This is a genomic window from Superficieibacter sp. 1612_C1 (assembly GCF_015234305.1).
GTDB lineage: Bacteria > Pseudomonadota > Gammaproteobacteria > Enterobacterales > Enterobacteriaceae > Superficieibacter.
This window is the reverse complement of sequence record NZ_JADGMI010000002.1, coordinates 662,688-687,713: the sequence shown is the minus strand read 5'-3', so window position 1 is coordinate 687,713 and position 25,026 is coordinate 662,688. Positions and strand designations below refer to the sequence as shown.

21 protein-coding genes are annotated in these 25,026 nt (G+C 56.0%); 1 reads left to right on the top strand and 20 read right to left on the bottom strand.

The genetic code is table 11. The features are described from left to right. Positions 1-29: 29 nt before the first annotated feature. A complete protein-coding gene (locus tag INT84_RS09485) occupies positions 30-602 on the bottom strand; it encodes a VOC family protein (RefSeq protein WP_194206592.1) in 573 nt (190 codons plus the stop codon). 182 nt (positions 603-784) lie between these two features. On the opposite strand from INT84_RS09485, the gene argS reads away from it, so the two are divergent. Continuing rightward, a complete protein-coding gene (gene argS / locus INT84_RS09480; RefSeq protein WP_194206591.1) occupies positions 785-2,518 on the top strand; it encodes an arginine--tRNA ligase in 1,734 nt (577 codons plus the stop codon). Between the two features lie 40 nt (positions 2,519-2,558). Here argS and INT84_RS09475 read toward each other — a convergent pair whose 3' ends face one another. The 19 genes from INT84_RS09475 to cheA form a co-directional block, all read right to left on the bottom strand. After that, positions 2,559-3,131: a hypothetical protein gene (locus tag INT84_RS09475; protein WP_194206590.1), complete on the bottom strand. Its 573-nt coding sequence runs from the start codon at positions 3,129-3,131 to the stop codon at positions 2,559-2,561. A 291-nt stretch (positions 3,132-3,422) separates the two neighbouring features. Further along, positions 3,423-4,562: a glycoside hydrolase family 105 protein gene (locus tag INT84_RS09470; protein WP_194206589.1), complete on the bottom strand. Its 1,140-nt coding sequence runs from the start codon at positions 4,560-4,562 to the stop codon at positions 3,423-3,425. A 4-nt stretch (positions 4,563-4,566) separates the two neighbouring features. Beyond that, a complete protein-coding gene (locus INT84_RS09465) occupies positions 4,567-6,150 on the bottom strand; it encodes an MFS transporter (protein WP_194206588.1) in 1,584 nt (527 codons plus the stop codon). A gap of 261 nt (positions 6,151-6,411) precedes the next feature. Next, positions 6,412-6,804 carry a flagellar protein FlhE gene (locus tag INT84_RS09460; RefSeq protein ID WP_176918903.1) on the bottom strand — a complete coding sequence of 131 codons (393 nt, stop codon included), beginning with the start codon at positions 6,802-6,804 and terminating at the stop codon, positions 6,412-6,414. Continuing rightward, positions 6,804-8,882, bottom strand: coding sequence for a flagellar biosynthesis protein FlhA (gene flhA, locus INT84_RS09455; RefSeq protein WP_194206838.1), 2,079 nt, complete (start codon positions 8,880-8,882; stop codon positions 6,804-6,806). The genes INT84_RS09460 and flhA overlap by 1 nt, the downstream gene beginning before the upstream one ends. Beyond that, positions 8,875-10,023 carry a flagellar biosynthesis protein FlhB gene (gene flhB, locus INT84_RS09450; RefSeq protein WP_194206587.1) on the bottom strand — a complete coding sequence of 383 codons (1,149 nt, stop codon included), beginning with the start codon at positions 10,021-10,023 and terminating at the stop codon, positions 8,875-8,877. The genes flhA and flhB overlap by 8 nt, the downstream gene beginning before the upstream one ends. A 171-nt stretch (positions 10,024-10,194) precedes the next feature. Next, positions 10,195-10,836 (bottom strand): protein phosphatase CheZ, encoded by a 642-nt coding sequence (cheZ, locus tag INT84_RS09445; RefSeq protein ID WP_176918909.1) that lies wholly within the window; start codon positions 10,834-10,836, stop codon positions 10,195-10,197. Positions 10,837-10,845: 9 nt separating this feature from the next. Further along, positions 10,846-11,235, bottom strand: a complete 390-nt coding sequence (gene cheY / locus INT84_RS09440; RefSeq protein WP_176918910.1) for a chemotaxis response regulator CheY — start codon at positions 11,233-11,235, stop codon at positions 10,846-10,848. A gap of 17 nt (positions 11,236-11,252) precedes the next feature. Next, complete coding sequence (locus tag INT84_RS09435) at positions 11,253-12,302, bottom strand: chemotaxis response regulator protein-glutamate methylesterase (RefSeq protein WP_176918911.1); 1,050 nt, start codon at positions 12,300-12,302, stop codon at positions 11,253-11,255. Continuing rightward, positions 12,299-13,165 (bottom strand): protein-glutamate O-methyltransferase CheR, encoded by an 867-nt coding sequence (cheR, locus tag INT84_RS09430; RefSeq protein WP_176918912.1) that lies wholly within the window; start codon positions 13,163-13,165, stop codon positions 12,299-12,301. Before cheR ends, INT84_RS09435 begins: the two co-directional genes overlap by 4 nt. Before the next feature lie 19 nt (positions 13,166-13,184). Next, complete coding sequence (tap, locus tag INT84_RS09425; RefSeq protein WP_194206586.1) at positions 13,185-14,786, bottom strand: methyl-accepting chemotaxis protein IV; 1,602 nt, start codon at positions 14,784-14,786, stop codon at positions 13,185-13,187. A 42-nt stretch (positions 14,787-14,828) separates the two neighbouring features. Beyond that, complete coding sequence (gene tar, locus INT84_RS09420; protein ID WP_194206585.1) at positions 14,829-16,478, bottom strand: methyl-accepting chemotaxis protein II; 1,650 nt, start codon at positions 16,476-16,478, stop codon at positions 14,829-14,831. Positions 16,479-16,570: 92 nt separating this feature from the next. Continuing rightward, positions 16,571-17,536, bottom strand: a complete 966-nt coding sequence (locus INT84_RS09415; RefSeq protein WP_194206584.1) for a spore coat U domain-containing protein — start codon at positions 17,534-17,536, stop codon at positions 16,571-16,573. Continuing rightward, complete coding sequence (locus INT84_RS09410; RefSeq protein ID WP_194206583.1) at positions 17,536-19,923, bottom strand: fimbria/pilus outer membrane usher protein; 2,388 nt, start codon at positions 19,921-19,923, stop codon at positions 17,536-17,538. Before INT84_RS09410 ends, INT84_RS09415 begins: the two co-directional genes overlap by 1 nt. Continuing rightward, complete coding sequence (locus INT84_RS09405) at positions 19,899-20,663, bottom strand: molecular chaperone (protein ID WP_194206582.1); 765 nt, start codon at positions 20,661-20,663, stop codon at positions 19,899-19,901. The genes INT84_RS09410 and INT84_RS09405 overlap by 25 nt, the downstream gene beginning before the upstream one ends. A 15-nt stretch (positions 20,664-20,678) precedes the next feature. Continuing rightward, positions 20,679-21,224: a spore coat U domain-containing protein gene (locus INT84_RS09400; protein ID WP_194206581.1), complete on the bottom strand. Its 546-nt coding sequence runs from the start codon at positions 21,222-21,224 to the stop codon at positions 20,679-20,681. A 9-nt stretch (positions 21,225-21,233) separates the two neighbouring features. Further along, positions 21,234-21,803: a spore coat protein U domain-containing protein gene (locus INT84_RS09395; protein ID WP_194206580.1), complete on the bottom strand. Its 570-nt coding sequence runs from the start codon at positions 21,801-21,803 to the stop codon at positions 21,234-21,236. 700 nt (positions 21,804-22,503) lie between these two features. Beyond that, entirely contained in the window at positions 22,504-23,007 is a 504-nt protein-coding gene (cheW, locus tag INT84_RS09390; RefSeq protein WP_176918918.1) for a chemotaxis protein CheW, read from the bottom strand. Between the two features lie 21 nt (positions 23,008-23,028). Then, positions 23,029-25,026 (bottom strand): chemotaxis protein CheA, encoded by a 1,998-nt coding sequence (gene cheA / locus INT84_RS09385; RefSeq protein WP_194206579.1) that lies wholly within the window; start codon positions 25,024-25,026, stop codon positions 23,029-23,031.

Genomic DNA, 25,026 nt, shown 5'->3' with positions numbered 1-25,026 from the left:
GGTAACTATCAACCCTGCATGAAAAATTTTCAATCCTCCGTCTGTGCTTCGCTGGCGACAATTGCCTCAATCGACCACGGATGAAATTTGAGGGTGATTTTACCGTCGGTAACCGCCAGCGTGGGGTTAGGTAGACGTTCATTATCGCCTTTTGGTGAACTGGTTTTCACCGCAATCCCTGGTTGACTAAGCCCCTCATCAGACAACAATGCCAGCGCGCGCGCATTAAGTGTTTCCGGCGCGCCCGGCAGCACTATTTCGATATGTTCCCAGCCTTCATGCGGATAACGCTTTTCGCCAGGCCAGGGCAGTTCCACCACCGTGAAGCGCCAGTGGGCGACCTCAACAGGTTCCGCCAGTTTGAAAAGACAGATGGGCCGGCCATTAATGTTATTTTCTGACAGCAGTTCACCGCACCGTTCAAAACCACGCCGCCAGCGCTCCGCTGTGGTGTTTTGATGACAGCGCAGCGAAATATGATCGGCGTCCAGCGGCGTAATATCCAGTCCCAGCCGGGCGCTAAGCTGCGCCAGCGCCTGCGTGAAACGCGGTAAGTCTGCGCAAATATCCTGTAATTCATCTGTTGTCTGCCAGTGGGCCATGCTCGTTGCCTGAAATTGTCTGTAAAACCGCTAATTTACCCTGTCGCCGCGGGCGAACCAACCTTTGATTAGCGTGTGCTGACGCTCCCTGGCAAATGCAGTATAATGACGGGCTAATTTTTCTCATGTCGGCGCGGCGCGGTTTATTCCATGACGTCACGCCATCAACGTAAGGTATTCCGGTGAATATTCAGGCTCTTCTCTCAGAAAAAGTCAGCCAGGCGCTGATTGCGGCGGGTGCTCCCACCGATTGCGAACCGCAGGTTCGTCAGTCGGCTAAAGTACAGTTTGGCGATTATCAGGCAAACGGCGTCATGGCCGTCGCCAAAAAACTGGGCATGGCACCGCGACAACTGGCAGAACAGGTTCTGACTCATCTCGATCTTAGCGGTATCGCCAGCAAAACCGAGATTGCCGGGCCGGGCTTTATCAATATCTTTCTGGAACCCGCTTTCCTCGCAGGCCTGGTGGACGATGCGCTGAAATCTGAACGTCTGGGCGTTGTACAGCCGGCACCGCAGACCATTGTGATCGACTACTCCGCACCAAATGTGGCGAAAGAGATGCACGTCGGCCACCTGCGTTCGACCATCATCGGCGATGCAGCGGTACGTACTCAGGAGTTTCTCGGCCATAACGTGATCCGCGCTAACCATGTCGGTGACTGGGGCACCCAGTTCGGGATGCTGATCGCGTATCTGGAAAAACAGCAGCAGGAAAACGCCGGTGAGATGGCGCTGGCGGACCTCGAAGCGTTTTACCGCGACGCCAAAAAACATTACGACGAAGACGCTGAATTCGCCGAGCGCGCGCGTGGCTACGTGGTCAAGCTTCAGGGCGGCGACGAATACTGCCGCGAGATGTGGCGCAAGCTGGTGGATATCACCATGGCGCAGAATCAGATCGCCTATCAGCGCCTCAACGTCACGCTGACCCGCGATAACGTGATGGGTGAAAGCCTGTATAATCCAATGCTGCCGGGCATCGTGGCCGATCTGAAAGCCAAAGGGCTGGCGGTCGAGAGCGAAGGCGCGACGGTGGTTTTCCTTGATGAATATAAAAACAAGGAAGGCGAACCGATGGGCGTGATCATCCAGAAAAAGGATGGCGGCTACCTTTATACCACCACCGACATCGCCTGTGCCAAATACCGTTACGAGACGCTGCATGCCGATCGCGTGCTGTATTATATCGACTCCCGTCAGCACCAGCATCTGATGCAGGCATGGACCATCGTGCGCAAAGCGGGCTATGTGCCAGAGTCCGTGCCGCTGGAACACCACATGTTCGGCATGATGCTCGGCAAAGATGGCAAACCGTTTAAAACCCGCGCGGGCGGCACGGTGAAACTGTCCGACCTGCTGGATGAAGCGCTGGAACGCGCCTGCCGTCTGGTGGCCGAAAAGAACCCGGAGATGCCTGCCGACGAGCTGGAGAAACTGGCCAACGCGGTCGGTATTGGCGCGGTGAAATACGCTGACCTGTCGAAAAACCGGACTACCGATTATATTTTCGACTGGGATAACATGCTGGCCTTTGAAGGCAATACCGCGCCGTATATGCAGTATGCCTATACCCGCGTGCTTTCCGTTTTCCGCAAAGCGCAAATTGATGAGCAGCAACTGCTGAACACCACGGTGCGCATCAGCGAAGATCGTGAAGCCCAGCTGGCGGCCCGCCTGTTACAGTTCGAGGAAACCATCACCGTGGTGGCGCGTGAAGGGACACCGCACGTCATGTGCGCCTACCTGTACGATCTCGCCGGCCTGTTCTCTGGCTTCTACGAGCACTGCCCGATCCTCACCGCTGAGAGTGAAGAGGTGCGTAACAGCCGCCTGAAACTGGCGCTGCTAACGGCGAAAACGCTGAAGCTGGGGCTGGATATGCTGGGAATTGAGACGCCAGAACGGATGTAATACTGCTTATAAAACGGTGCCAGGGTGCACCGTTTTATATTCACTCTTTCCGACGCCATAACGTCAGCCCACTCGAAACGGCCACCAGCAAGACACTCCCATCCCAGGAAAATCCGGCAGCACGAAAGCTGTAATCCTTTGCAATAACGCAACAGCCCTGCTGGAACTTTCTAATAAGCGCTGTTTTGCCCGGCGGACAGTAGACAATTTTTTCCTTTGGCCATTCAGGCGCGATACATTCAACGCTCTCGCCATACTGATTTACGGCAGGTAAACCGCCGCCGCATAACCCCGCAATAGTAATGACCTCATCCGCCAGTGGTCCGGTTCCGCGGCAGGTTAAACTGGCCGGATGGTAGCCTTCAAAGAATTCCTCATAATCCCGATGACACTTCTCGCCTGTAAAGCAGTTAAAAATGCCTCTTCCTGAGGATGAAATCACCATAAGCAGAGGAGAAACACGCGAGAAACCCACCTCCGTCAGACCACCCACCGCGACGTCGCAGATCTTCTGCCAGCCCTCGGGCGTTGCGTTTTCAGGTATAAGATTGAGATCGTTAATAAAGGTATTTTCTGAGGCCGCTTTTCCGAATAGATGTTCAAATAATGGCATGGCGATCCTCCTGTCAGGGTCCATAAACTGAATTATCTGAAGATAAAAGCAAAAAAGCCAGTCAGTTTCCTGACTGGCTCAGACTGCTGACAAACGTGAGACCGTGAAATTATGCCTGGCGGCGCTGCGCTTGCACAGGCCTACGGGTTACGCATAACTTGTTGATGGTTTTCGTAGGCTGAGTAAGGCGAAGCCGCCACCCGGCAGAACGGCGAACACAGTAGCAAAGCAGCTTTGTAATCAACCCTAAGCCAGTCAGTTTCCTGACTGGCTTTTCATTAATTACTCCCATCAAAAATACTTACGCAAATACTCCGTCAGGCACAAATTCGCCATCGCCTGCCCATAAGGCATCGAGGTCAGCGGGATCTGGCGATAAAAATCCAGATCTGACCCCATACCCGTACCGAAGGACGTTTGCAGCAACTCCCCTTCCGGCGAAATATGCGCCACAATCCCTTTAATCGCTTTCTCGGCAATCTCTACATACTCCGGTCCGACGTAGCGTTTACGCACCGCTTTTAAAATACCATAGGCAAATCCGGCAGTGGCGGAGGCTTCCAGGTATGAGTGCGGATCGTCCAGCAGCGTATGCCACAGACCGCTGTCGTCCTGGCATTTCGCCAGCGCGGCAATCTGCGCGTTCAGGACCTGCACCAGATAGCGGCGCACCGCGTTGTTAGCAGGCAAATCCAGCAATTCGAGGAAATCCGGGATCACGATGGTTAACCAACTGTTGCCACGCGCCCAGCGGGCGTTAGCAAAGTTATGGTGTCCGTCATAATTCCAGCCGTGGAACCACAAGCCGGTTTCCCGATCCATCAGGTTCTGCACATGAAGCAGGAATTGATAGGTCGCCTCTTCAACATACTCCGGCCGATTAAGCAATTTACCGATTTTCGCCAGCGGCAGAACGGTCATCATCAGCGTGTCGTCCCACATCTGCTGATGATTCTCTTCCGCGAGGGTAATGTGCTGCATTCCACCGTGTTCGGTGCGCGGCATCTCGTACATGGCCCATTCCGCCCACGTCTCCAGCCATGGCAGGTATGCCGGGTTATGGCTCTCCTCATAGCGATACGCCAGTGTCAGGAACGGGGCCATGGTATTGACGTTTTTGGTGGTCGCACCCTGGGCAAAACGGTCAGCGAACCAGGCGTCGATAATATCGCGCATCTGAAGATCGCCCGTCTGTTGGTAATACTGCCAGATGCCGTACAGACCTACGCCGTGCGTCCACTCCCATCCGGCCCAGCCCTTAGTGTCGATCACCCGCCCGTCATCCAGTCGCAGCAAAAATTCACCGCTTTCATCGTGAATATTGACCAGATTGTGCGTGACCTTCTGAATCAGCGCCTGAAGTTCCTCCCTGCTGATAAAACGCTCTGGCTGACGGAGTAACGCGCTATGTTTGACAGGCCAAACCTTCATATCCTTAACCTCTGTTGTATGTCGAATTCAATGGAGCACCCTGACTGAGCGGACGCGCAGCGGGTTTATTACGATTGAGATAACCAATATTGTTATTTCCCCACAGCGTGTCGTAGGGCAATCCCGCCAGCATTTCGACCGTCGCACGCGCCTCCGGCGTCACGCTTTCCGGCAACGCGTGTCCAGCCTCGCGCATCTTCGCGGTTTCTTCACGCAGGACGCTGTGGGTTTTTAAATTCAGTTTGAAGCGCAGGGAGACCAGGAAACCGCAGGCCAGCACAATAATCGTGCCCACGCTTAAAATCATCAGAATGGTGTGACTCACCTCCGGCGGCTGCGTTTTCTGCCCGGAGACGAAACCGGACATCTGCATGATGATCCCCACCAGCATCACCGCACCCGCCTGCGAGGCTTTGCGCGTCAGGGTCATGATCCCGGCAAAAATCCCTTCACGACGCTGCCCGGTAATGACTTCATCTACGTCGGCGATATAGGTGTAGGTGTTCCACGGTACGTAGTTGATGCCCCCGCGTCCCAGGCCGGCGACGGCGGAAAGCAACAGCAGCAGCGAATAAACATCGCTGAGGCCCGCGTAATAGAGTACGGCATAGGAAATCGAGGCGAGACCGAACAGAACAACAACCATTCGGTAAGAGGGCGCAGGCCCAAAACGGATGCACAGCGGGATCATCGCAATCACCGCGATGAACTGGAAAATCGCCATTGTACCCAGCAGATTCGAGGCCAGCGAGGCTTCCTGCATTAGCACAAAGACCACATAGTAGGTAAACACCGCGTTAAACACATCCTGCGCAATGTAGCCGCCAAGATACATCCCAAGATGCTGACGAAAGATCTTAATACGCAGCGTGGAGGAAAGCTCAATCACCAGCCGGTTCAGACTCTGTCCAAGCGTCAGGCTGCGTTTCTCTTCTTCCGCTCTCAGCGCTGCCTCGGTCCACGCTTCACGCGGACGCTCCCAGGTAAAGCACCAGACCAGGGTCAGCATGATCGCGCAGAGCACGGAGAACACCAGACTCGCGTAGAAGAAAGAGATCGGATTATCTTTACCGAATGCGGTCAACAGCACGCCCGGCAGGAAGGACGCAAGAATGGCCGACATCTGCGCCATCGAAATTCGAGCGCCGGAAAATTTGGTTTTCTGTTTGAAGTCATCGGTCATCTCCGGTACCAGCGTTTCATAAGGCACCAGGATCATGGTGTAGACCACGTCAAAAATGAGATAGGTCAGCAGGTAGTACCAGAAGCTCATCTCCCCGACCCACATTAGCGAATAGCTAAAGACGCAGGGGATGCCGAGCAGAATAAAGAATTTACGGCGGCCAAAACGCTTGCCGAGCCAGGTGGAACCGAAGTTGTCGGTCAAAAAGCCCATCAGCGGGCTGACGACCGCATCCAGTACCCTGGCGGTCGCAAAAATAAAGGTGGCTTCAATCGGCGTTAAGCCGCAAAAAGTGGTGTAGAAATACAACAGCCATGCGGCGGTGAGCGCTGTGGTTCCCGCGCCGAGGAAGTCGCCCGATCCGTAAGCGAGATAGTTAACGAGTTTTGGTTTGCGTGTATTCATTGCCGTACCCTTTTTTATTTTGGGATACCCCCGGCAATTTGGCTTCGCCAAAGGGAGTTATTACACGGCTACAGTAAAAGTATGCAGAATGGCTTACCTTTTCGTTTTTGCCATTACCTTGCCGTAAATGGCAAAAACGCAAAGAGTCGCGCTACTCACCTCACTGATTTATAAAACAGCGTTTCTTTTGTATCAAAAGGACGGGTCAAAAATGAGAGCCAGCCATCAGATTTGCCTGACAGCCGGTGAAAAAGGCAGCGATTAGCGGTAGTTAACGATCACCTGATTGCTGGAGACTTTCAGAGCGGGTAGCAGGCGTCCTCCCCCCGGAACATCCCAGACGAAGCGCAACGGCTCCACGGCAGGTACGCCGGTCAGCCCCCGGGTGGTGCCGCTCTGCCCGTCCAGCGGCACACAACGGCTTTGTGAACATAAACGCACATTCAGGCCAGCAGGCGTCGGGCCGTTCAGCTCGTAACGCCAGGCCACCAGGGTCATCAGCCCGTTCACCGGTTGAGAAGAGGAAAGCGGCGCGGAAGAGGCCGCCACACCGCGATGATTCAGCGTTACGCCTCGTCCGCTGGCCTGCCATGCGCCCTCGCCCGCGGCCATGGCACTCAGCGGCAACAGCATCAGCCAGACTAATTTATGCATTATTTGCCTCCGATGGTGGCGGTCATGCGGATATTGCGGTTATCCGACAACTCCATATTCGACAGCACGACAAGCTGGGGCAGGCTGCGGCGCAGGAAACGCGCCAGCAGCGGACGCAGGGCGTGATTCACCAGCAGCACCGGCGGCGCACCCAGCATCTCCTGACGCCCTAACGCTTCTTGCGTCTGCGCCAGCAGGCGATCGGCCAGACCCGGCTCCAGTCCGCCGCCGCCCTGCAACGCCTGAAGCAGCAGACGCTCCAGCGGCGTATCCAGACCGATAACCTGAACTTCCCCGCTGCCGGGGAACCATTGTTGGGTAATAGCAAGGCCCAGCGCCACGCGCACCACCGCGGTCAGCTCGTGCGGATCGCTCTGCACCGGCGCATGCTCCGCCAGCGTTTCCAGAATGGTGCGCATATCGCGGATCGGGATTTTCTCTTCCAGCAGGTTTTGCAGCACTTTATGTAGCGTCGTCAGCGTGACCACACCCGGCACCAAATCTTCCGTCAGCTTCGGCATCTCTTGCGTCACCCGATCCAGCAACTGCTGCGCTTCCTGACGGCCAAACAGCTCTGCCGCAAACTGGCTGATCAGATGATTGAGATGGGTAGCGACCACAGTACTGGCTTCCACCACGGTAAAGCCCTGAATTTGCGCCTGCTCTTTCAGCGCACTCTCGATCCAGATGGCAGCCAGGCCAAACGCCGGATCCACCGTCTGCTCGCCGGGCAACGACCCTGCGGCGGTGCCAGGGTTAATGGCCAGCCAGCGTCCCGGATACGCTTCGCCGCTGCCGATCTCCACGCCTTTCATTAAAATGCGGTAACGCGCCGGAGAGAGATCCATGTTGTCACGGATATGTACCACCGGCGGCAGGAAGCCCAAATCCTGGGCAATCTTTTTACGAATACTGCGGATGCGCCCCAGCAGTTCGCCATCCTGCTGAAAATCGACCATCGGGATCAACCGATAACCCACTTCCATCCCCAGCGTATCTTCAAGCTGCACGTCGCTCCACGTGGCTTCAGCGGCCTGGGTATTTTCCGGCATTTTGACCGGCGTCGGCTCGGCAACTACCTTGGCTTCACGACCACGCGCCCACCAGGCCAGTCCCAGAAGGGCGGCGGTAAACAGCAGAAACACAAAGTTCGGCATCCCTGGCACCAGGCCAAGCAAACCTAATACCCCGGCGCTCAACATCATGACGCGCGGATTATTAAACAGCTGCGTCACCATCTGCTCACCGACATCCTGCTCGGTGCTGACGCGGGTAACGATAACGCCCGCCGCCGTGGAGATCACCAGCGCCGGGATCTGTGCCACCAGACCGTCACCGATGGTCAGCAGGGTGTAGGATTCCGCCGCTTTTGCCATCGGCATACCGTGCTGTAACACGCCGACCAGCAGGCCACCAATGACGTTGATCACCATGATCAAAATCCCGGCCACCGCATCACCGCGCACGAATTTACTCGCCCCGTCCATTGAGCCGTAGAAGTCCGCCTCTTGCGTGACCTCAGAGCGGCGCTTTTTCGCCTCGTCTTCACCGATCAACCCGGCGTTGAGATCGGCATCAATCGCCATCTGTTTGCCCGGCATCCCATCCAGCACAAAACGCGCACCCACTTCGGCGATACGTCCGGCACCTTTGGTGATAACCATAAAGTTGATAATAACGAGGATAATAAAGACCACGATGCCGATGGCGAAATTACCGCCGACGAGGAAGTGTCCGAACGCCTCGACCACCTTCCCTGCCGCTGCGCCGCCGGTATGCCCGTCCATGAGGATAATACGCGTTGAAGCCACGTTAAGCGCCAGACGCAGCAGCGTAGTGAACAGCAGGATCGTCGGGAACGCCGCAAATTCAAGCGTGCGCTGGGTGAACATCGCCACCAGCAGCACCATAATCGACAGCGCGATATTAAAGGTAAACAGCATGTCGAGAATGAATGCCGGCAGCGGCAGCACCATCATCGACAGGATCAGTAAAATCAGCACCGGCCCGGCCAGCACCTGCCATTGCGTCGATTTCAGGTTGTTGGGCAGACGTAACATTGCCACCAGGTTAGCCATCAGTGTCCTTCTCATTCATAAAATCCAGCGCCTCTGGCACCGGAAGATTTTCAGGTTTTTGCGGGCGCTGCCCACCCGCCAGTCGCCAGCGTTTAAGCTGCCAGACCCACGCCAGCACTTCCGCCACCGCCGCATACAGCTGGCCGGGGATCTGCTGACCGATTTCCGCATGTCGATAAAGCGCACGCGCCAGCGGCGGTGCTTCCAGTACCGGCACCCGATGTTCAGCCGCCAGCTCACGAATACGCAGCGCCACCAGCCCCGCCCCTTTCGCCACTACTTTCGGCGCGCTCATTTTGCTTTCGTCGTACTGCAATGCGACCGAGTAATGGGTGGGGTTGGTAACAATCACATCGGCTTTCGGCACATCGGCCATCATTCGTCGCCGCGCCGCCGCACGCTGCATCTGGCGAATACGCCCCTTCACGTGCGGGTCGCCTTCGCTCTGTTTGAATTCATCGCGGATATCCTGCCGCGACATGCGCAATTTTTTCAGGTGACTGTGGATTTGCCAGAAGACGTCAAACCCCACCATCGGGATCACCCCGAGCGCCACCAGCAGCGCGCACAGGCCAACCAGATCCAGCGCGTTGCCCATCGCCGTCAGCGGCGACTGGCTAATTAAATGCATCATATCCGGCCAGTGTGACCAGAGATAAAACCCGGTCACACTGCCTACCAGCACCGCTTTGAGCAGCGCTTTCACCAGTTCCGCCACCGACTGGGCTGAGAACATGCGCTTAAGACCGGGCAACGGGTTGAGTTTATCGAGTTTTAAGGAGAGCGACTTGCCGCTAAAAACCAGCCCGCCGAGCATGACCGGAGCCACCAGCGCCACGATCACCACGCCGGTAATTAACGGCAACAGCCCGAACATCGCCTCGCGGATCAGCAGGATGATTTGTCCGAGAATAAGGTTGGGATCGTTAATAATGCCGTGGTCGAAGCGTAGCCCGCCTGAAAGCAGCGCCGCCAGCCTGCGGGCAAGCGATTCCCCGCCAATCCAGATGACGCAGACGCCTACCAGCAAAATCAGCAGCGACGTCAATTCACGGGATCGGGGGATCTGCCCTTCCTCACGCGCTTTTTCAAGTCGCTGGGGGGTGGGGGATTCTGTTTTGTCGTCGCTATCTTCTGCCACGCGTTATGCTCGCCCTGCCTTTTACCAGCCGTTATCATGCCAGAATCGACCGGGGCTAATGCGCGGAATAGCTGAGGTAAAAAGGGCCTTTTAGGATGTTAGCCTTGCGGGGAGAAAAACCGATTCGCTTCGGAGGGATGCGCCGCTTTTGAAAAAGCGGCGCACGTTACATCAAAAACCTAAACTGTCCAGCAGATCGTCAACCTGGTCCTGGCTGGCGACCACGCCGACTTTGGAGGCGTCAACCTGCGGGCCGTTGAGCAGGCTTTCGTTTTCACGTTTCGCCCGCGCGCCCGGCTCCGGCATGTTCTCCAGCAGCACCATTAACAGCTGGCGCTCGATTTCCTGGATCACATCCATCATGCGTTTGATCACCTGACCGGTGAGATCCTGGAAATCCTGGGCCATCATGATTTCCAGCAGTTGCGCATTGGTAAAACTGGTGTGGCCCGGTACATCCGCCAGATAGCTGCGGGTATCACTCACCAGCTCGCGGGCGTCCGACAGTTCAATCGGATTTTCAAACCACTGGTCCCAGCGCCCGGAGAGCGCTTTGGCCTGGCTTTCCATCTGGTTCTGGTGCGGTTGTGAAAGTTCCACGCAGTTTAGCGCGCGCTCTGCCGCCTGGGCGGTCATTTGTACCACATAGTCAAGACGATCGCGGGCATCGGGGATCGCTTCCGCCGCTTCGGCGATGGCCTGATCCAGACCCAGTTCGCGCAGGCTGTCACGCAACATACGGGTCAGACTACCGATGCGGGCAATTATATCGCCGGCTGAATGTTCTTCAGCAAGATTGAAAGATTGCATCATAACAGGTCCTTACATGCCAAGTTTCTCGAAAATCTTATTCAGCTTTTCTTCCAGAGTGGCTGCGGTGAAGGGTTTAACCACGTAGCCGCTGGCCCCCGCTTGCGCGGCAGCAATGATGTTTTCCTTCTTCGCTTCTGCTGTCACCATCAGTACCGGCAACGACGACATTGCGCCATCAGCACGAATGGTTTTTAACAGCTCCAGACCGTCCATATTGGGCATGTTCCAGTCGGAGATCACAAAACCAAAGCCACCCGCCTGCAATTTATTCAGTGCATCCACGCCATCTTCTGCTTCTTCAACGTTGTTGAATCCCAGCTCTTTTAGCAGGTTACGCACAATGCGACGCATGGTGGAAAAGTCATCCACAACCAAAAACTTAAGCTCTTTATCCGCCATAAAAAATTACTCCTGGTTCAAATACGTATTGCCTGTCCGGCACTGATTTTCGCCAGCATCTGCTGGCTTATCTGACTAAGATCGACCACTTCGCTCACACCACCGGTATTGATGGCTTCGCGCGGCATGCCGAACACCACACAACTTGCTTCGTTCTGGGCGATAGTCCAGGCACCCGCCTGGTGCATCGCCAGCATTCCGGCCGCGCCATCGTTGCCCATCCCCGTCAGGATCACCCCGACGGCGTTGCGCCCCGCATGTTTCGCCACCGAATGAAACAACACATCGACTGACGGACGGTGCCGGTTAACCGGCGGACCGTCATGAATTTTGATTTGGTAGTTGGCCCCGCTACGCGCCAGCTCCATATGCTTATCGCCGGGTGCAATATAGGCATGGCCCGGCAGCACGCGTTCGCCGTCCTCGGCTTCTTTCACGCTGATCTGACAGAGTTTGTTCAGACGCTCGGCGAAGGATCGGGTAAACCCTGGTGGCATATGCTGGGTGATCAATACCGCGGGGCTGGAGAGCGGCAGCGGCTGAAGCACATGGCGAATCGCCTCGGTGCCACCGGTGGAGGCACCGATCACCATCAGTTTTTCCGAACTCAATAGCGGCCCGGCTTTCAGCGTCACCGATGCCGCAATCGGTTTGTGCGCCGCCAGTTTAGCCCTGGAGGCGGTGCGCACTTTTTCGGCGATCATCTCGCTGTAGGCCAGCATCCCTTCGCGAATGCCTAGCTGCGGCTTGGTCACAAAATCGATCGCGCCAAGTTCCAGCGCGCGCAGCGTAACCTCCGAGCCTTTACCGGTCAGTGACGAGACCATCACCACCGGCATCGGGCGCAGACGCATCAGTTTTTCCAGAAAATCCAGCCCGTCCATGCGCGGCATTTCGACATCCAGCGTCAGCACGTCCGGGTTGTATTTCTTGATGAGATCGCGCGCGACCAGTGGATCGGGTGCAGTCGCCACCATCTCCATGTCGCTATGACTGTTTATAATTTCGGTCATGATTTGGCGCATCAGCGCCGAGTCGTCGACCGAGAGCACCCTGATCTTGCTCATGCTTTTTCCTTACTCAGTGCGTAGACCGTCTGCCCGCGCAGGGTAAAATCGCGCACCAGTTGGCTGAAGTTTTCCGAGTGTCCGGCAAACAACAGCCCGTCGGGTTTGAGCAGCGGTACAAAGCGGCGCAAAATGTCCTGCTGCGTCGTTTTATCAAAGTAGATCATCACGTTACGACAGAAGATGGCGTCAAACGGCCCCTGCACGTTGTACTGTTTTTCCAGCAGATTTAACGGCGAGAACTCGACATAGTTCGCCAGCTCTTGTCGCACCCGCACCAGCCCGGAATGTGGTCCGGTGCCGCGCATGAAGTAACGCTGAAGCTGCTGCGGCGACAGGGTTTTTAACTCCTCCTGACGGTAAATCCCCTCCTGCGCTTTACGCAGCACTTCGGTATCGATGTCGCTGCCGTAGACCTTCCAGCGTCCCGGCGCGGTTCCCAGGGTATCGGCGAGGGTGATCGCCAGCGAGTAAGGCTCTTCACCGGTAGACGCTGCCGCACTCCAGACGCGGTATTCCCCCTGACGTTTGCGGGCATGCTCCGCCAGCACCGGAAAGTGATGCCCTTCCCGGAAGAAGGCGGTCAGGTTGGTGGTCAGCGAGTTAATAAACGCCTGCCACTCTGCGCTGTTTGGATTGGCTTCCAGCATCCCCAGATAGTGACCAAAGTCCTCCAGCCCGAGGGTGCGTAAACGGCGCACCAGACGGTTGTAGACCATGTCACGCTTGTGGTCCGCCAGCACGATCCCTGCGCGCTGGTAAATCAACTGACATATCCGACGAAAGTGCGTGTCGGACAGCGCGAGGCGCTGCGTCATCTGCATAAGTAAAGACGTTTGCCCGGCGGGCAGCGATGATGTCATAGCGCCTTCTCAATTACCTTCAGGAGATCTCTGACGCCACAACGGGCGGCGTCCGTACTTCTTGCGTTGCAGGTTGCTCTTCAAGCTGAAAACGGGAAACCAGCGCGGTCAAATGGTTCGCCTGGTTGGTTAGTTCGCCGGTGGCGGCAGCCCCCTCTTCGACCAGCGCGGCGTTCTGCTGGGTGACCTGATCCATCTGGCTGACCGCCAGTGCCACCTGCTCAATGCCCCGGCGCTGTTCATCTGAGGCGGAGGCGATTTCACCCATGATGTCGTTAACCTGGGTGATGGAGCGGACGATTTCACTCAGGGTTTTGGCGGCGGTGCCTGCCTGGGACGATCCTTCCTGAACCCGGGAGACTGAGGCTTCAATCAGCACTTTGATCTCTTTTGCCGCCTGCGCACTGCGGCTGGCGAGGTTACGTACTTCCCCCGCGACCACGGCAAAACCGCGCCCCTGCTCACCGGCACGCGCCGCTTCTACCGCCGCGTTAAGCGCCAGGATGTTGGTCTGGAAAGCGATGCCGTCGATAACGCTGATGATGTCGCCAATCTTCTGCGAACTGGTTTCGATATCACGCATGGTGTCAGCGACGTGCGCGGCCTGTTCGCCGCCTTTTTTGGCGGTGTCTGCCGCGCTGCGCGCCAGCCCGGACGCCTGACGAGCGTTATCGGCGTTCTGTCCGACCGTCGCGGTTAACTGCTCCATGCTGGCGGCGGTTTCTGCCAGCGAGGCCGCCTGTTGTTCAGTACGTGATGAGAGATCGTTATTGCCCTCGGCGATTTCTGAAATACCCGTATGCATCGCAAAGCTGCCCTGACGGACTTCGCTCACGGTGGCCCGTAGCGCCGTCTGCATCGCTTTCAGGCTGGCAAAAATCGCCGAGATTTCATTTTTGCCGTACACCGCGACCGGGCGGGCAAGATTGCCCTGGGCAATGCTGTCAAAGTGGCTGGAAATAATTGCCAGCGGCTGAACGATCATCCGTCGTGACCAGAACAGCGAGGCGGTGGTCAGCAGACCGGCAATGATCACCATCGCGATGAAAATCGCCGCCGACATGTGGTAGTTCTTTTCACTGCCGTGGCGCGCCTGCCCCATCAGCTGATCGATATGCGTCTGCCAGGCGGTGAAGTTTTTATCAAACGCCTGCTGGGATTGCTCAACCGGGGCGCTCATAAAGTCGGAAAGCTGGTTGCTTTCAAGCCAGGTGGCCTGATGTTCCAGATCGTTACGCCAGGCGGTGAAGCTTTTTTTAGTTTCAGATTGCAGCGCCTTGCCGGTATCGGTTACCGCAGGTAGCGCCAGCAGCTCGGCAATGTACTTATCCGCCAGCTTCATGCTGTCACGGGCGCGGGTCATCAGCGCCTTGATCTCTTCTGGCGGATAGCTCAGGGCCGTCAGCGTTCCGGCTTTATTCAGCGCGTTACTGGCCTGTAGCATTACCGCCCGGCTTTGCATCAGCAGCGTGCGCTGATGGTTGCTACGCTCGATTTGGTTGACGTTCTGCACGCCGTCGCGAAAGGCCCAGAAGGACAAGCCGTTGCTTCCTACCTGTAGCACACCACAGAGTACAAGGATCAAAAATAACGTGGTCGAGATACGAATACGATTAAACATCAACGCTCCCATTACGCGGCAACGCGCCGCCATCACAAAAAATTAAAAGGTTTCCCAGTTATTATCAGCACCGACGATTGCCGGACGTGAATGCTGTGCTGCCACCGCCACTGGCTGTAAAGACGCGGTCTGAGTGGCGATACCAGAGAGACGAAATGCCGATACCGCCTGGGTCAGTCGACTCGCCTGCTCTTCTAGTTCTGCGGCGGATGCAGCGGCACCCTGTACCAGCGTGGCGTTCTGCTGGGTGACCCGATCCATTTCGGCTACCGCCAGCGCCACCTGATCAATCCCCCGGCTTTGCTCGTCCGAGGCGGAAGCAATTTCGCCCATAATGTCGTTGACCCTGGTCACGGCGTTAACAATGTCGGCCATCGTTTCGCCCGCGCTTTCGACCAGTACCGAGCCGGTATCGACGCGCGAAACGGAGTCATCAATCAGGGTTTTGATCTCTTTGGCTGCCTGCGCGCTACGGCTGGCAAGGTTGCGCACTTCGCCCGCCACGACGGCAAAGCCGCGCCCCTGCTCTCCGGCGCGCGCCGCTTCAACCGCAGCGTTAAGCGCAAGGATGTTGGTCTGGAAGGCGATGCCGTCGATAACGCTGGTGATATCGGCAATTTTTTTCGAACTGGCGGCAATGTCGTGCATGGTGTTAACCACGCCGTCTACCACCTTACCCCCGTGGCGGGCTGTGTCGGACGCGCTGCGGGCAAGCTGTGAAGCCTGACGCGCATTGTCGGCATTCTGTTTCACTGTCGCGGTCAGTTGTTCCATGCTGGCGGCAGTTTCTTCCAGCGCGGCAGCCTGCTGTTCGGTACGTGAAGAGAGATCGTGGTTGCCACGGGCGATGTCCGTCATGCCGCTATAAATGGCATCCGAGCCGCCGCGCACGTTGCTCACCGTATTGATGAGTTCCTGCTGCATATGATCGACCGTCCCGGCAAGCTCGGTCATTTCATTGCGCCCGGAGAGCGTCACGCGCTGGGTCAAATCACCGCTGGCGATGTGGCGCAGATGGCGAATAATCGCCGCCAGTGGCGTGAGCAAAATATGGCGAATGGCGTACCAGACGCCGACCAGCACAATCACCAGCACCAGCGCCAGGATCGCCAGTTGCCACTGGGCAAAGCGGTAATCCTGCGCGCTGGCGGTAAACGCTTGCTGGTAAAGCGATTCGCTTAACGCCGCGTACTGCGTCATCGCCTCGCCCATTGCATTCTGCATTCCCTGCGTGGGCTGAGCGAAGTAAGCCTCCATCTGACCGTTTTCGAGGAACTGGATCAGCTCCGTCAGCGCGGCGTGGTATTTCTGGTAACCGGCGTCCAGCGTCTGACTGGCGGCCAGCATCTCCTTTGGCTGCGGCGTGCGCTGGAAAGCAGCGTAATGGCTGGCCGCGTCATCAAGCGTGCTGCGGGCATTTTTCAGCAGATCGGTTTTCGCGCTGCTCTGCTGATTTGTCGCGTCCATCATCATGCGAGCGGAAGAGCGGCTGAGGTTGATGCGCGTTTGCAGCATCAGCGCCCAGCTTTTATTGATTTCAGCCTGATGAGTACGAAGATCGTTGGAAAGAACAAAGCTTTGCTGATTCTGCTGTAAAGAGGAGAAAAGCAGACCGCCGGATAACAGTTGCAATAGCGCGAAGACGCCCAGCACCATCATCAGCAATGTGACAACGCGGATACGATTCAACATACATCACCTTCTCAATGGCTTGTTATCGAAGTTATCGGCAAGCCGGAAGGGAACTTTATGTTTGCGTTACGGAATAATCTTACTGGTCTTGATCAGAAGGCGATGTCGATCAGCAGCGTGTCGCTATAGTCGCCGACGGGGGGCGTGGTTTGCCCGCTCAGGATGCGGGCGGTGTAATTATACGTGCGCAGTAATCCGTCCTGACTCACGGCCGATGAACTGTTACTGTCCCAGCGTTCCGCGCCGGTGCTGCCCCAGCGGTTAGTCGTGCTGCCTTTGTAAATATCGTAGCTCAGCCGGTTCGCCCCGAACGCCATATTGCGCACGTTGCCGTTTGCCCAGCTTCCGTTATTAATCCCTACCGTGTAGCTGCTGCCTTTGGTACAGGTAATTCCCACCGACTGAGAAATGGTGGGGAAATCCCGCACCAGTGGTGCACTGCCAAAATTAACGTTGGGCGCATTGATAGTAATGCAGTCGTTAGTCACGGTCAGATCGACCTGGGTGCTCAGGGTGCGGGTACCTGTTTGCGCGGTGGTACAAAGTAACGATATCCCCAGCGAACAGACGCTGTAGCTTACCGAGAAATTCAGCGTTACCCGATACGGACCGGCGCTAACGCTTTGGCCGCCAACGGTACGTATATAAACCGGCAGCGTATAGCGTTTTGAGGAGAGCAGGCCGAGAAGCGTATTTCCGCTCCAGGTATAACTTTGTCCGATGGTGGTTTCGGTGGTAGCAGAACAGTTCTGTCCGCCGCATAGCCGCACCGGGATCGCATCCGGATTGGCTGGCGTATCGGTACGCCGCAACGTTGCCCGATTACTGGCATTAAGCGAGGCGCTGGTATAGTTGAGCGTCACCGAGTCATTGGTCAGCAGATTCAGAATGGTGTCGCATTCAACCACCAGATTCACCGCGACTTGCGACTCATTATTGCTTACGCTAAATGAAGAGAGCGTGCCGAACGCCGCATTGCCAACGCTCAACACGCAGGCGGCGCGCAGCCCCGGCGCGAACAGGAAAAGCAGCACCAGCAGAAAAGGCAGACGTTTCATTACTGGCCTGCCTTACAGGTCAACGGCCCGTAAGTTTGCAGTTTATGCAGCGGATTTTCCCGCAGCGTAAGCGTCACATAACAGGTGGAACCGTCGGTTTTTGCAATTTTCAGTTCATTCACCGCGCTGAGATTTTCCAGCCAGGCAATACCGTCATAACCCACCACCGTTGTTGCCTGCCGGTTTCGGTAAACCTGGCTTCCCAGCGGAATGTCATGTCCCTCTTCGTCATGGAGGATAACGCTGGCGACCTTCGTTTGGGTCATCGGGAACTCTACCAGATATCCGCTGTTACGACGCAGTGCTACCCGCTGCTCTGTTTCCCGCAACCGGGTATCGGCAGGTAGATTCAGCGCATCGATCCGGTAACTTGCCGGATAGTAGGCCGAGACGCCGCTCACCAGCAGGTAACCGTTTTTGTCCGTTTTCCCCACCGGTTGATTTTCATAGCTGACCGGAATATCGGCAAAGCCATCGGTGCTGATCACCACAAAGGCGTCGTTGATTTTATTAGCGGTGAAGAACTGACCGTCCATCAATACCAGTGCGCCCATCGCTTCACCCCACCAGGTCATCATGTCACGCTCACCATAACCGCCGCCCTGCAACTCGACGTTGTTATTGCGCCAGCCGAGTGACGCCTGCTGATATTGGCTGGCCTGCGACTGTCTGGCCCATGCCAGGTCCCAACCGAACCCACCTTCGGCAGGCATGGCATGGCTGTAGTTGACGCGCTGCGTGCTGCCCGCATCCGGCGTTTTTTCCATGCTGATACCCGCGCCGTCCCGCTCGCCAAGCGGAATTTGTATCGACATCGCCATGGTCCAGTCATCCTGCTGCTGGTCATGGCTGGCGGCCAGATAAATACTGCTGCTGCCCCACAAATTATGGCTCCAGGAGATATTCAATAGCTCGCTACGCTGACCATCAAAACTCTGTACGCCGATCCAGGCGGCCCCAACATTGCCAAATTCCTCAAGATTCATGGAGAGAGAATACTGATCGGCGCTTTTACTCAGGCTGGCAATAGGATGGTTATCGGCGTCCATCATCACCGGGCGGTCATAGAGCGCCAGGTTACCAAACGTTGCATTGCGCCGGGTATGCTGGGTCCCGAGACTAAAGGTGCTGGTGTTGTACTTGTAACCCCAGTTAAGTTGATGGCCGCTTTCGCCGCGCATCTCGCTTTGGCTCCAGGCGCTGTTCACCACGCCCAGCCGCCAGAGTCTGACGATGCTACCTATGCCGCCCAGCGCCAGCGATTGTGCACTCTCTGCGTGGCTTTCCATGGTCAGCCAGTCAGTTACGCCGTAGCGATACGATCCGCTCGCCACCGCCGGGCCATAATCAAAATTATCCACACCGTAGCTGCGGCGCAGCGCCCCCAGGGTTATAGCGCCATCGCTTAAGCCGGGGCTGAGTAACTCGCTGTCGACATAAAACGGCAGCACCGTACTGACCTGCCGACCCAGCGCATCAGTCGTGACCAGTACCGCATTACCCGCACCGTTGACGTAGGGCAAATTGGTCAGCGAAAAGGGGCCGGGCTGGAGCTGTGTGCTCCCGGCGCGGTAACCATCGATAAACAGATCGACCGACGAGGGAACCGCCGCCTCGCCGGAAAACGCCGGCAGCGGCCAGGTCACCAGATCGGGGCGCAGAGAAAAATCCCTGCCATAGCGCAGCCCTCCAATGCGCACACTGTTGCTCCAGTTCAGCGAGTCGCTGATCACATCGCCAACGCTCCACTGGGTGATGTCATCTTCATTGGTGATGTTCAGGGTGGTGTCATAGCGGATATATCCTTCCTGCTGCGGGTAATTCCCGCTAAGGGTGTGCCGCAGGCTACCGGTTGAGGAGAGCGAACCCGCATCGTAGAAGTAGCGGAACTCGTGCCAGAGCGAAATCTGTCCGGCACCGTGCTCGGTCTGGCTGGTATAGAGATCGTAATTGACCAGCGCTCCCTGCCCGTTCACCGGCTCGCTGCGGGGCACCCCATCCTGAAACGAGGTTGCCCGCGCAGGTAGCCAGTCGCGCGGGACACTCAGCAGCAGACGCTGACCATTGCCGTCATAGTCAACGCGGACGTCCGGTAACGTGGAAAGATTAACCTCCCCTTGCGGCAGATGCTCTCCCGGTAGTCCGGCACGCTGTAAATCGGCGCTGGACATGAAGTAATTTCCCTCTCGCTGCACAACGGGCAGCACCTGACGGGTATCGTAATGATTAATCACCAGCGCAAGATGATAAAGCGACCGGGTATTTACCGCGGACGCATCCGGCGGCGGAGGAAGGGCATCATCCGCCTCCTGGGCGTTTACAGCGGTAGCGCTGGTGACAAAAGTCAGTAGCATCAGCGAACTTAATTGCCCGGTGCGGAGTGCCATTGCGCATCCCTTGCATTAATGGTCGCCCGCAGTTCGTCCGGGCGAGTGACGCCTGCCGGCAGTGGCCAGTGGCGCGTCTGACCGGGGAGAACATATCCCAGTAACCCTTCTCCCAGCTTATGTTTCTTTCCGTTCTGCTCTATGCTCACCTGACTTAAGCGAAGATGGACATTGCCGCTATTGGTGATCTCTAACGCCGGTTTGCCTTGTTGTTGTACGGTTCGCCAGCGCAAGCGACTCTTGTCAACGTCAGCATGTTCGGCCGCATTAACCTGCGTGCGGATCCCGTTGCCATAGACGAACAATGGCAGCGAATAGCGCATCTGAAGTTTGATGCCCATTTGCGGCGTCGCCGGCTCGTTGGGCTGAGGGATCTCGTCGATGATGATGCGATAGGCTTTTTCGGTACCTGATGGCGCGCCGGTTTGTTTAATCAGGCGGATTAACTGCTTACTGCCGCGATCGATACGCAGGATCGGCGGACTGGCAACAACATCCTGTTGCGCCTGATAACGCTCATAGCCGCCCTCCTGCGTCCAGCGTACAATACGAACCTGCATGGTGGTGGCGCTATTGCCCTGATTCTCGATCCACAGTTCGGTCGCATTCATCTCAGCACCCAGCCAGGGGTCAATCGGCCACAGTAAAACGGTAGCAGCGGCAGTGGCTTTATTGATCCCCACCAGCGAACTGGTTAGCAGCAGGCAGACTGCCAGCAATAATGTGGTAATACTTCTCATTGATATCTCCCTGAATCACCACGATAAGGTCACGGTAAGTTGATCGCTGTAAACGCCTGCCGGACTCAAGCCAGTCAGTTGCGCCACGCCAAACAGTGTCAGTACGATATTGCTGGCGTCACTGACAGGGACGGCGACCGTCTGGTTGACGCCTATCTCACTATTCGCCGCCAGCGAGCTGTTGTTATAGAGCCGATAAGGAACGCGCTCCTCGCCTTGTGCCCGCTGCATATTGCGCACGGAGGTGGCGTGCTGTCCCTCATTGATACTCATACTGAGCGCCACTCCCGGCGTGCAGGCCAGCGACAGCGCGGTATTAGGGACAAACTGGGTGCTCACCGTGCCGGAGGTGACACCCGAGCGTGAACCAAAATTCAGCGATCCCAGTTCGCCTCCCGTTCCGCTAATCACTGAACAACCGCGCACAATTGACGCGTTCACCTGAAAGGTTTGCGTGGTAATTGCCCGCGGCTGTGCGAGCGGGAAAAAGAGTGCCAGCGCCAGAAAAAAGCGTAAACGCCCCCTGGCCTCCGCCAGGAGGCCTGTATTTTGTCCCGACATGGTGCGAAGCTAGTAAGTTACGCTGACGTTAATCGTGTCGGTATAGGTTCCAGGAACAACGGTAACGCTATTTCCGCCATCTTGTATCCGCCCGTAGAGGGTATAGTTATCAACGCCACCGGTATTTGAGGCAATAGGAATAGGGGCATCGTTAGTAATTTCATTATTAAAGCCGCTGTCACTATAAAGGTTATATGCAACACCCTGAGTGGTATCTGCGGTATTAACTAAATAACGCGGATCGGTCCCCGGCGTACCGACTGAAGAGCCAGGATTAGTAGTATTGGTATTTCCGGTAACCTGTACAGAATAACTGGCAGTAGTGCATTGAATACCAAAACTATTTCCTCCGGTCGCGCCCGTCAACTGTGTGGTAAGGGTTGAAAACGTTGCAGGGTGAGTACCAAAATCCAGCGTACCGAAATTAATACCATTCTGGCTGGGAGAGCCATTAATTAAGCAACCATTGGTCAATGTTAAGGTAGCACCAATAGTACCACTGCTGGTTACTGCGAGGGCCTGTGAACTCATTAAAACCAGAATACTGCTTGTCGCGATTAAAAGGCGCATTCGGTTCATTGTACCGTCTCCGGCAAAGGGATGAGGTCGGCGTTTTAATTTACGCCGCAGTCCGTTTAACTCTGATATGACAAAGGATAAACCCGTCTGGTTAAAATTTAGTTTAGATTACCTGAATTAGACAGCCGCTTAACGATCCCTGATTTTGGTGGTGTAAAAATTTATTTATATATTACAGCTACTTAAACCTTATATTTTTATTCCATCAATTTATTTCATAGAATATAGCTATTTTTTGTGACTGTTATCACGATGATATGGCGATTTTTTTTAAAATAGTTAAAACAAGTCTGGGAAAAAAGAGACATTATCAGCAATGAAACCGCAGGCAATAACGCGATGTTAAGGCAACTTAACTCTATATTAATAACACTTAATAAAGTGCAGTAATTATTAAAATAGTAAGCATATAAGAAAGCGCGAAATAACGGCGCGAGCGGAAAGCGGCAGAGAGGGAAAAGAGAGGCAAAATAAAAAGCCAGCTGTTGACAAGCGTTATCCCGTGGAGTGATCCCTGCGGCGCTTCGCTTGCACAGGCCTGGAGATCACAAATAACCTGTTGATATTAATGCTTTTATTAGACCGTGTGAGGCGTAGCCGCCACCCGGCAACACGGCACACAATAGCTAAAACTGCGTTGTCATCAGTCTCAGAACAAAAAGGTTCCTTGCGCTTATCCAGCGCAAGGAACCCGATACTATCAGGCAGCGTGAGTAGCAGCCGAGTCGAGCAGCGCCATTTCTTCGCTGTTCAGCAGTTTTTCGATGTTGACCAGAATCAGCATCCGCTCGCCGATCGCGCCGAGACCGGTGAGGTATTCGGTGGAGAGCGTCACCGCGAATTCCGGTGCCGGGCGGATTTGCTCGGCAGTGAGCGAAAGCACATCAGAAACACCGTCAACCACAATACCCACCACGCGCTGACCGAGATTGAGCACGATCACCACCGTGTTGTCGTTGTACTCCACGCCCTGCTGCTCGAATTTCACTCGCAGGTCGACAATCGGCACGATCACGCCGCGCAGGTTGGTCACGCCTTTAATAAACGCAGGCGTGTTAGCAATGCGCGTGACCTGATCGTAGCCGCGAATTTCCTGCACTTTCAGAATATCAATACCGTACTCTTCATCGCCCAGCGTGAAGACCAGAAACTCCTGGCCCGATGGCTCACCTGCCAGTTTTGTCACATTATTCATACCGGTCATGTTTTTACCCTTTTAACTTAATCAGGCTGCTGTGTGCGCCATACGTTGTTCACGATTTAATCCCTGAAGCGCTGAGACATCGACAATCAGCGCCACGCTACCATCGCCAAGAATGGTGGCGGCAGAAATTCCAGGAACTTTACGGTAATTGCTCTCAAGGTTCTTCACCACCACCTGATGCTGACCAATCAACTGATCGACCAGCAGCGCATAACGGCGTCCGGCCGTTTGCAGGATCACCACAATGCCCTGCGTTGCCTCGGTTCTGGCACCCTGTACGTCAAAGACTTTCCACAGTTCGACCAGCGGCAGGTATTCGCCACGTACTTCCAGCACGCGTTCGCCACCCGCCAGCGGATGCAGATCTTCTTCGCGCGGTTGCAGAGATTCCATCACCGCGTTCAGCGGCAGGATAAACACCTCACCGCTCACTTTGACCGACATGCCGTCGAGGATCGCCAGCGTCAGCGGCAGCAGAATGCGGATGGTGGTCCCGGTCCCCTGCTTCGACTGGATCTCGACGTGACCGCCCATCTCCTGAATGTTACGTTTCACCACGTCCATGCCCACGCCGCGTCCGGAAACATCGGTCACCTGTTCAGCGGTAGAGAAGCCCGGCGCGAAGATCAACATGCCGACCTCTTCGTCACTCATGTTGTCATGGACCGGCATGCCCTGAGAAACGGCTTTGGCAAGGATGCGTTCGCGATTAAGCCCCGCGCCGTCGTCGGTAACTTCAATACAGATGTTGCCGCCCTGATGCTCGGCGGACAACACCAGATTACCCACCGCGGACTTCCCGGCAGCAAGGCGCGTCTCCGGCGATTCAATACCGTGATCGAGGCTGTTACGCACCAGATGCGTCAGCGGATCGATAATGCGTTCAATCAGGCTTTTATCCAGTTCGGTAGAGCTGCCCATCAGGGTCAGTTCCACCTGTTTATTCAGCTTGCTCGCCAGATCGCGCACCAGACGCGGGAAGCGGCTGAAGACGTACTCCATCGGCATCATGCGGATGGACATCACCGATTCCTGGAGATCGCGCGCATTACGCTGGAGCTGGCCCATGCTGGTGATCAGATCGCCGTGGGTGACCGGGTCCAGTTCATTCGAGCGCTGGGCCAGCATCGACTGGGTGATCACCAGTTCGCCGACCAGGTTGATCAGTTGATCGACCTTCTCCACCGCCACACGGATGCTGGAGGATTCGCTGACGCGCGCCGGTTTTTCAGCATTGCTGCGCCCGGCCGGTGCCTCTTTTGGTACCGCGACCAGCACCGGCGCGGCAGGCGCTGGCGCGTCTGCGGCGGGTTGATCGTCCTCTTCCGTTTCAGGCTCGTCCGCTTCAACCATGTCAAAAGCAATCTGATCGGCTTCAATAACAAAGCACAGCACGGCAACGATGTCGTCTTGTTCTATGCTACCGTCGAGGATCGCGGAGAGGGAATCTGCGGTTTTTTCCACCCCGGTGAGGGTCGCCAGATTACCCAGTTCCTCTTCCAGCAAATCCGGCTCGCCCGCTTTCAGGCGCGACAGGATAATGCGCGTCTGCCCACCGGCGCTCGCCTGCGGTTCCTCTTTCTCTACTACCGTCAGTTTGGCGGCGGGTGGCGGGACGACCTCGCCTTTTGCCTCCAGCGCTAACTGACGCAGCGCCGCGCAGATATATTCAAAGCTGGCAGCGTCCGGCTCCTGAGAGCGTTTATAGGCATCGAGCTGTTCCTGCATAATATCTTTGGTTTCCAAAAACAGGTTGATAATGTCGGTGTTGAGCTGCATTTCCCCGCGTCGGGCTTCATCCAGCAGGTTTTCCATCAGGTGCGTGGTCTCCTGCAAAACGGAGAACCCGAAGGTGCCCGCGCCCCCCTTAATGGAGTGAGCTGCGCGGAAGATCGCATTCAGCTGTTCTCCGTCCGGCGACTCAGGGACCAGATCCAGCAGGTGCTGCTCCATGTCGGCCAGTAATTCATCGGCTTCATCAAAAAAAGTCTGATAAAAATCGCTAATATCCATGCTCAC

What these genes read in the sequence shown, in the direction of transcription:
- INT84_RS09400 (WP_194206581.1), bottom strand. Translation starts at nt 21,224, where the DNA reads ATGTCGGGACAAAATACAGGCCTCCTGGCGGAGGCCAGGGGGCGTTTA.
- INT84_RS09435 (WP_176918911.1), bottom strand. Translation starts at nt 12,302, where the DNA reads ATGAGCAAGATCAGGGTGCTCTCGGTCGACGACTCGGCGCTGATGCGC.
- tap (WP_194206586.1), bottom strand. Translation starts at nt 14,786, where the DNA reads ATGTTTAATCGTATTCGTATCTCGACCACGTTATTTTTGATCCTTGTA.
- INT84_RS09415 (WP_194206584.1), bottom strand. Translation starts at nt 17,536, where the DNA reads ATGAAACGTCTGCCTTTTCTGCTGGTGCTGCTTTTCCTGTTCGCGCCG.
- cheZ (WP_176918909.1), bottom strand. Translation starts at nt 10,836, where the DNA reads ATGATGCAATCTTTCAATCTTGCTGAAGAACATTCAGCCGGCGATATA.
- INT84_RS09485 (WP_194206592.1), bottom strand. Translation starts at nt 602, where the DNA reads ATGGCCCACTGGCAGACAACAGATGAATTACAGGATATTTGCGCAGAC.
- cheY (WP_176918910.1), bottom strand. Translation starts at nt 11,235, where the DNA reads ATGGCGGATAAAGAGCTTAAGTTTTTGGTTGTGGATGACTTTTCCACC.
- tar (WP_194206585.1), bottom strand. Translation starts at nt 16,478, where the DNA reads ATGTTGAATCGTATCCGCGTTGTCACATTGCTGATGATGGTGCTGGGC.
- INT84_RS09395 (WP_194206580.1), bottom strand. Translation starts at nt 21,803, where the DNA reads ATGAACCGAATGCGCCTTTTAATCGCGACAAGCAGTATTCTGGTTTTA.
- INT84_RS09405 (WP_194206582.1), bottom strand. Translation starts at nt 20,663, where the DNA reads ATGAGAAGTATTACCACATTATTGCTGGCAGTCTGCCTGCTGCTAACC.
- INT84_RS09410 (WP_194206583.1), bottom strand. Translation starts at nt 19,923, where the DNA reads ATGGCACTCCGCACCGGGCAATTAAGTTCGCTGATGCTACTGACTTTT.
- INT84_RS09470 (WP_194206589.1), bottom strand. Translation starts at nt 4,562, where the DNA reads ATGAAGGTTTGGCCTGTCAAACATAGCGCGTTACTCCGTCAGCCAGAG.
- INT84_RS09475 (WP_194206590.1), bottom strand. Translation starts at nt 3,131, where the DNA reads ATGCCATTATTTGAACATCTATTCGGAAAAGCGGCCTCAGAAAATACC.
- cheW (WP_176918918.1), bottom strand. Translation starts at nt 23,007, where the DNA reads ATGACCGGTATGAATAATGTGACAAAACTGGCAGGTGAGCCATCGGGC.
- cheR (WP_176918912.1), bottom strand. Translation starts at nt 13,165, where the DNA reads ATGACATCATCGCTGCCCGCCGGGCAAACGTCTTTACTTATGCAGATG.
- INT84_RS09465 (WP_194206588.1), bottom strand. Translation starts at nt 6,150, where the DNA reads ATGAATACACGCAAACCAAAACTCGTTAACTATCTCGCTTACGGATCG.
- flhA (WP_194206838.1), bottom strand. Translation starts at nt 8,882, where the DNA reads ATGGCTAACCTGGTGGCAATGTTACGTCTGCCCAACAACCTGAAATCG.
- INT84_RS09460 (WP_176918903.1), bottom strand. Translation starts at nt 6,804, where the DNA reads ATGCATAAATTAGTCTGGCTGATGCTGTTGCCGCTGAGTGCCATGGCC.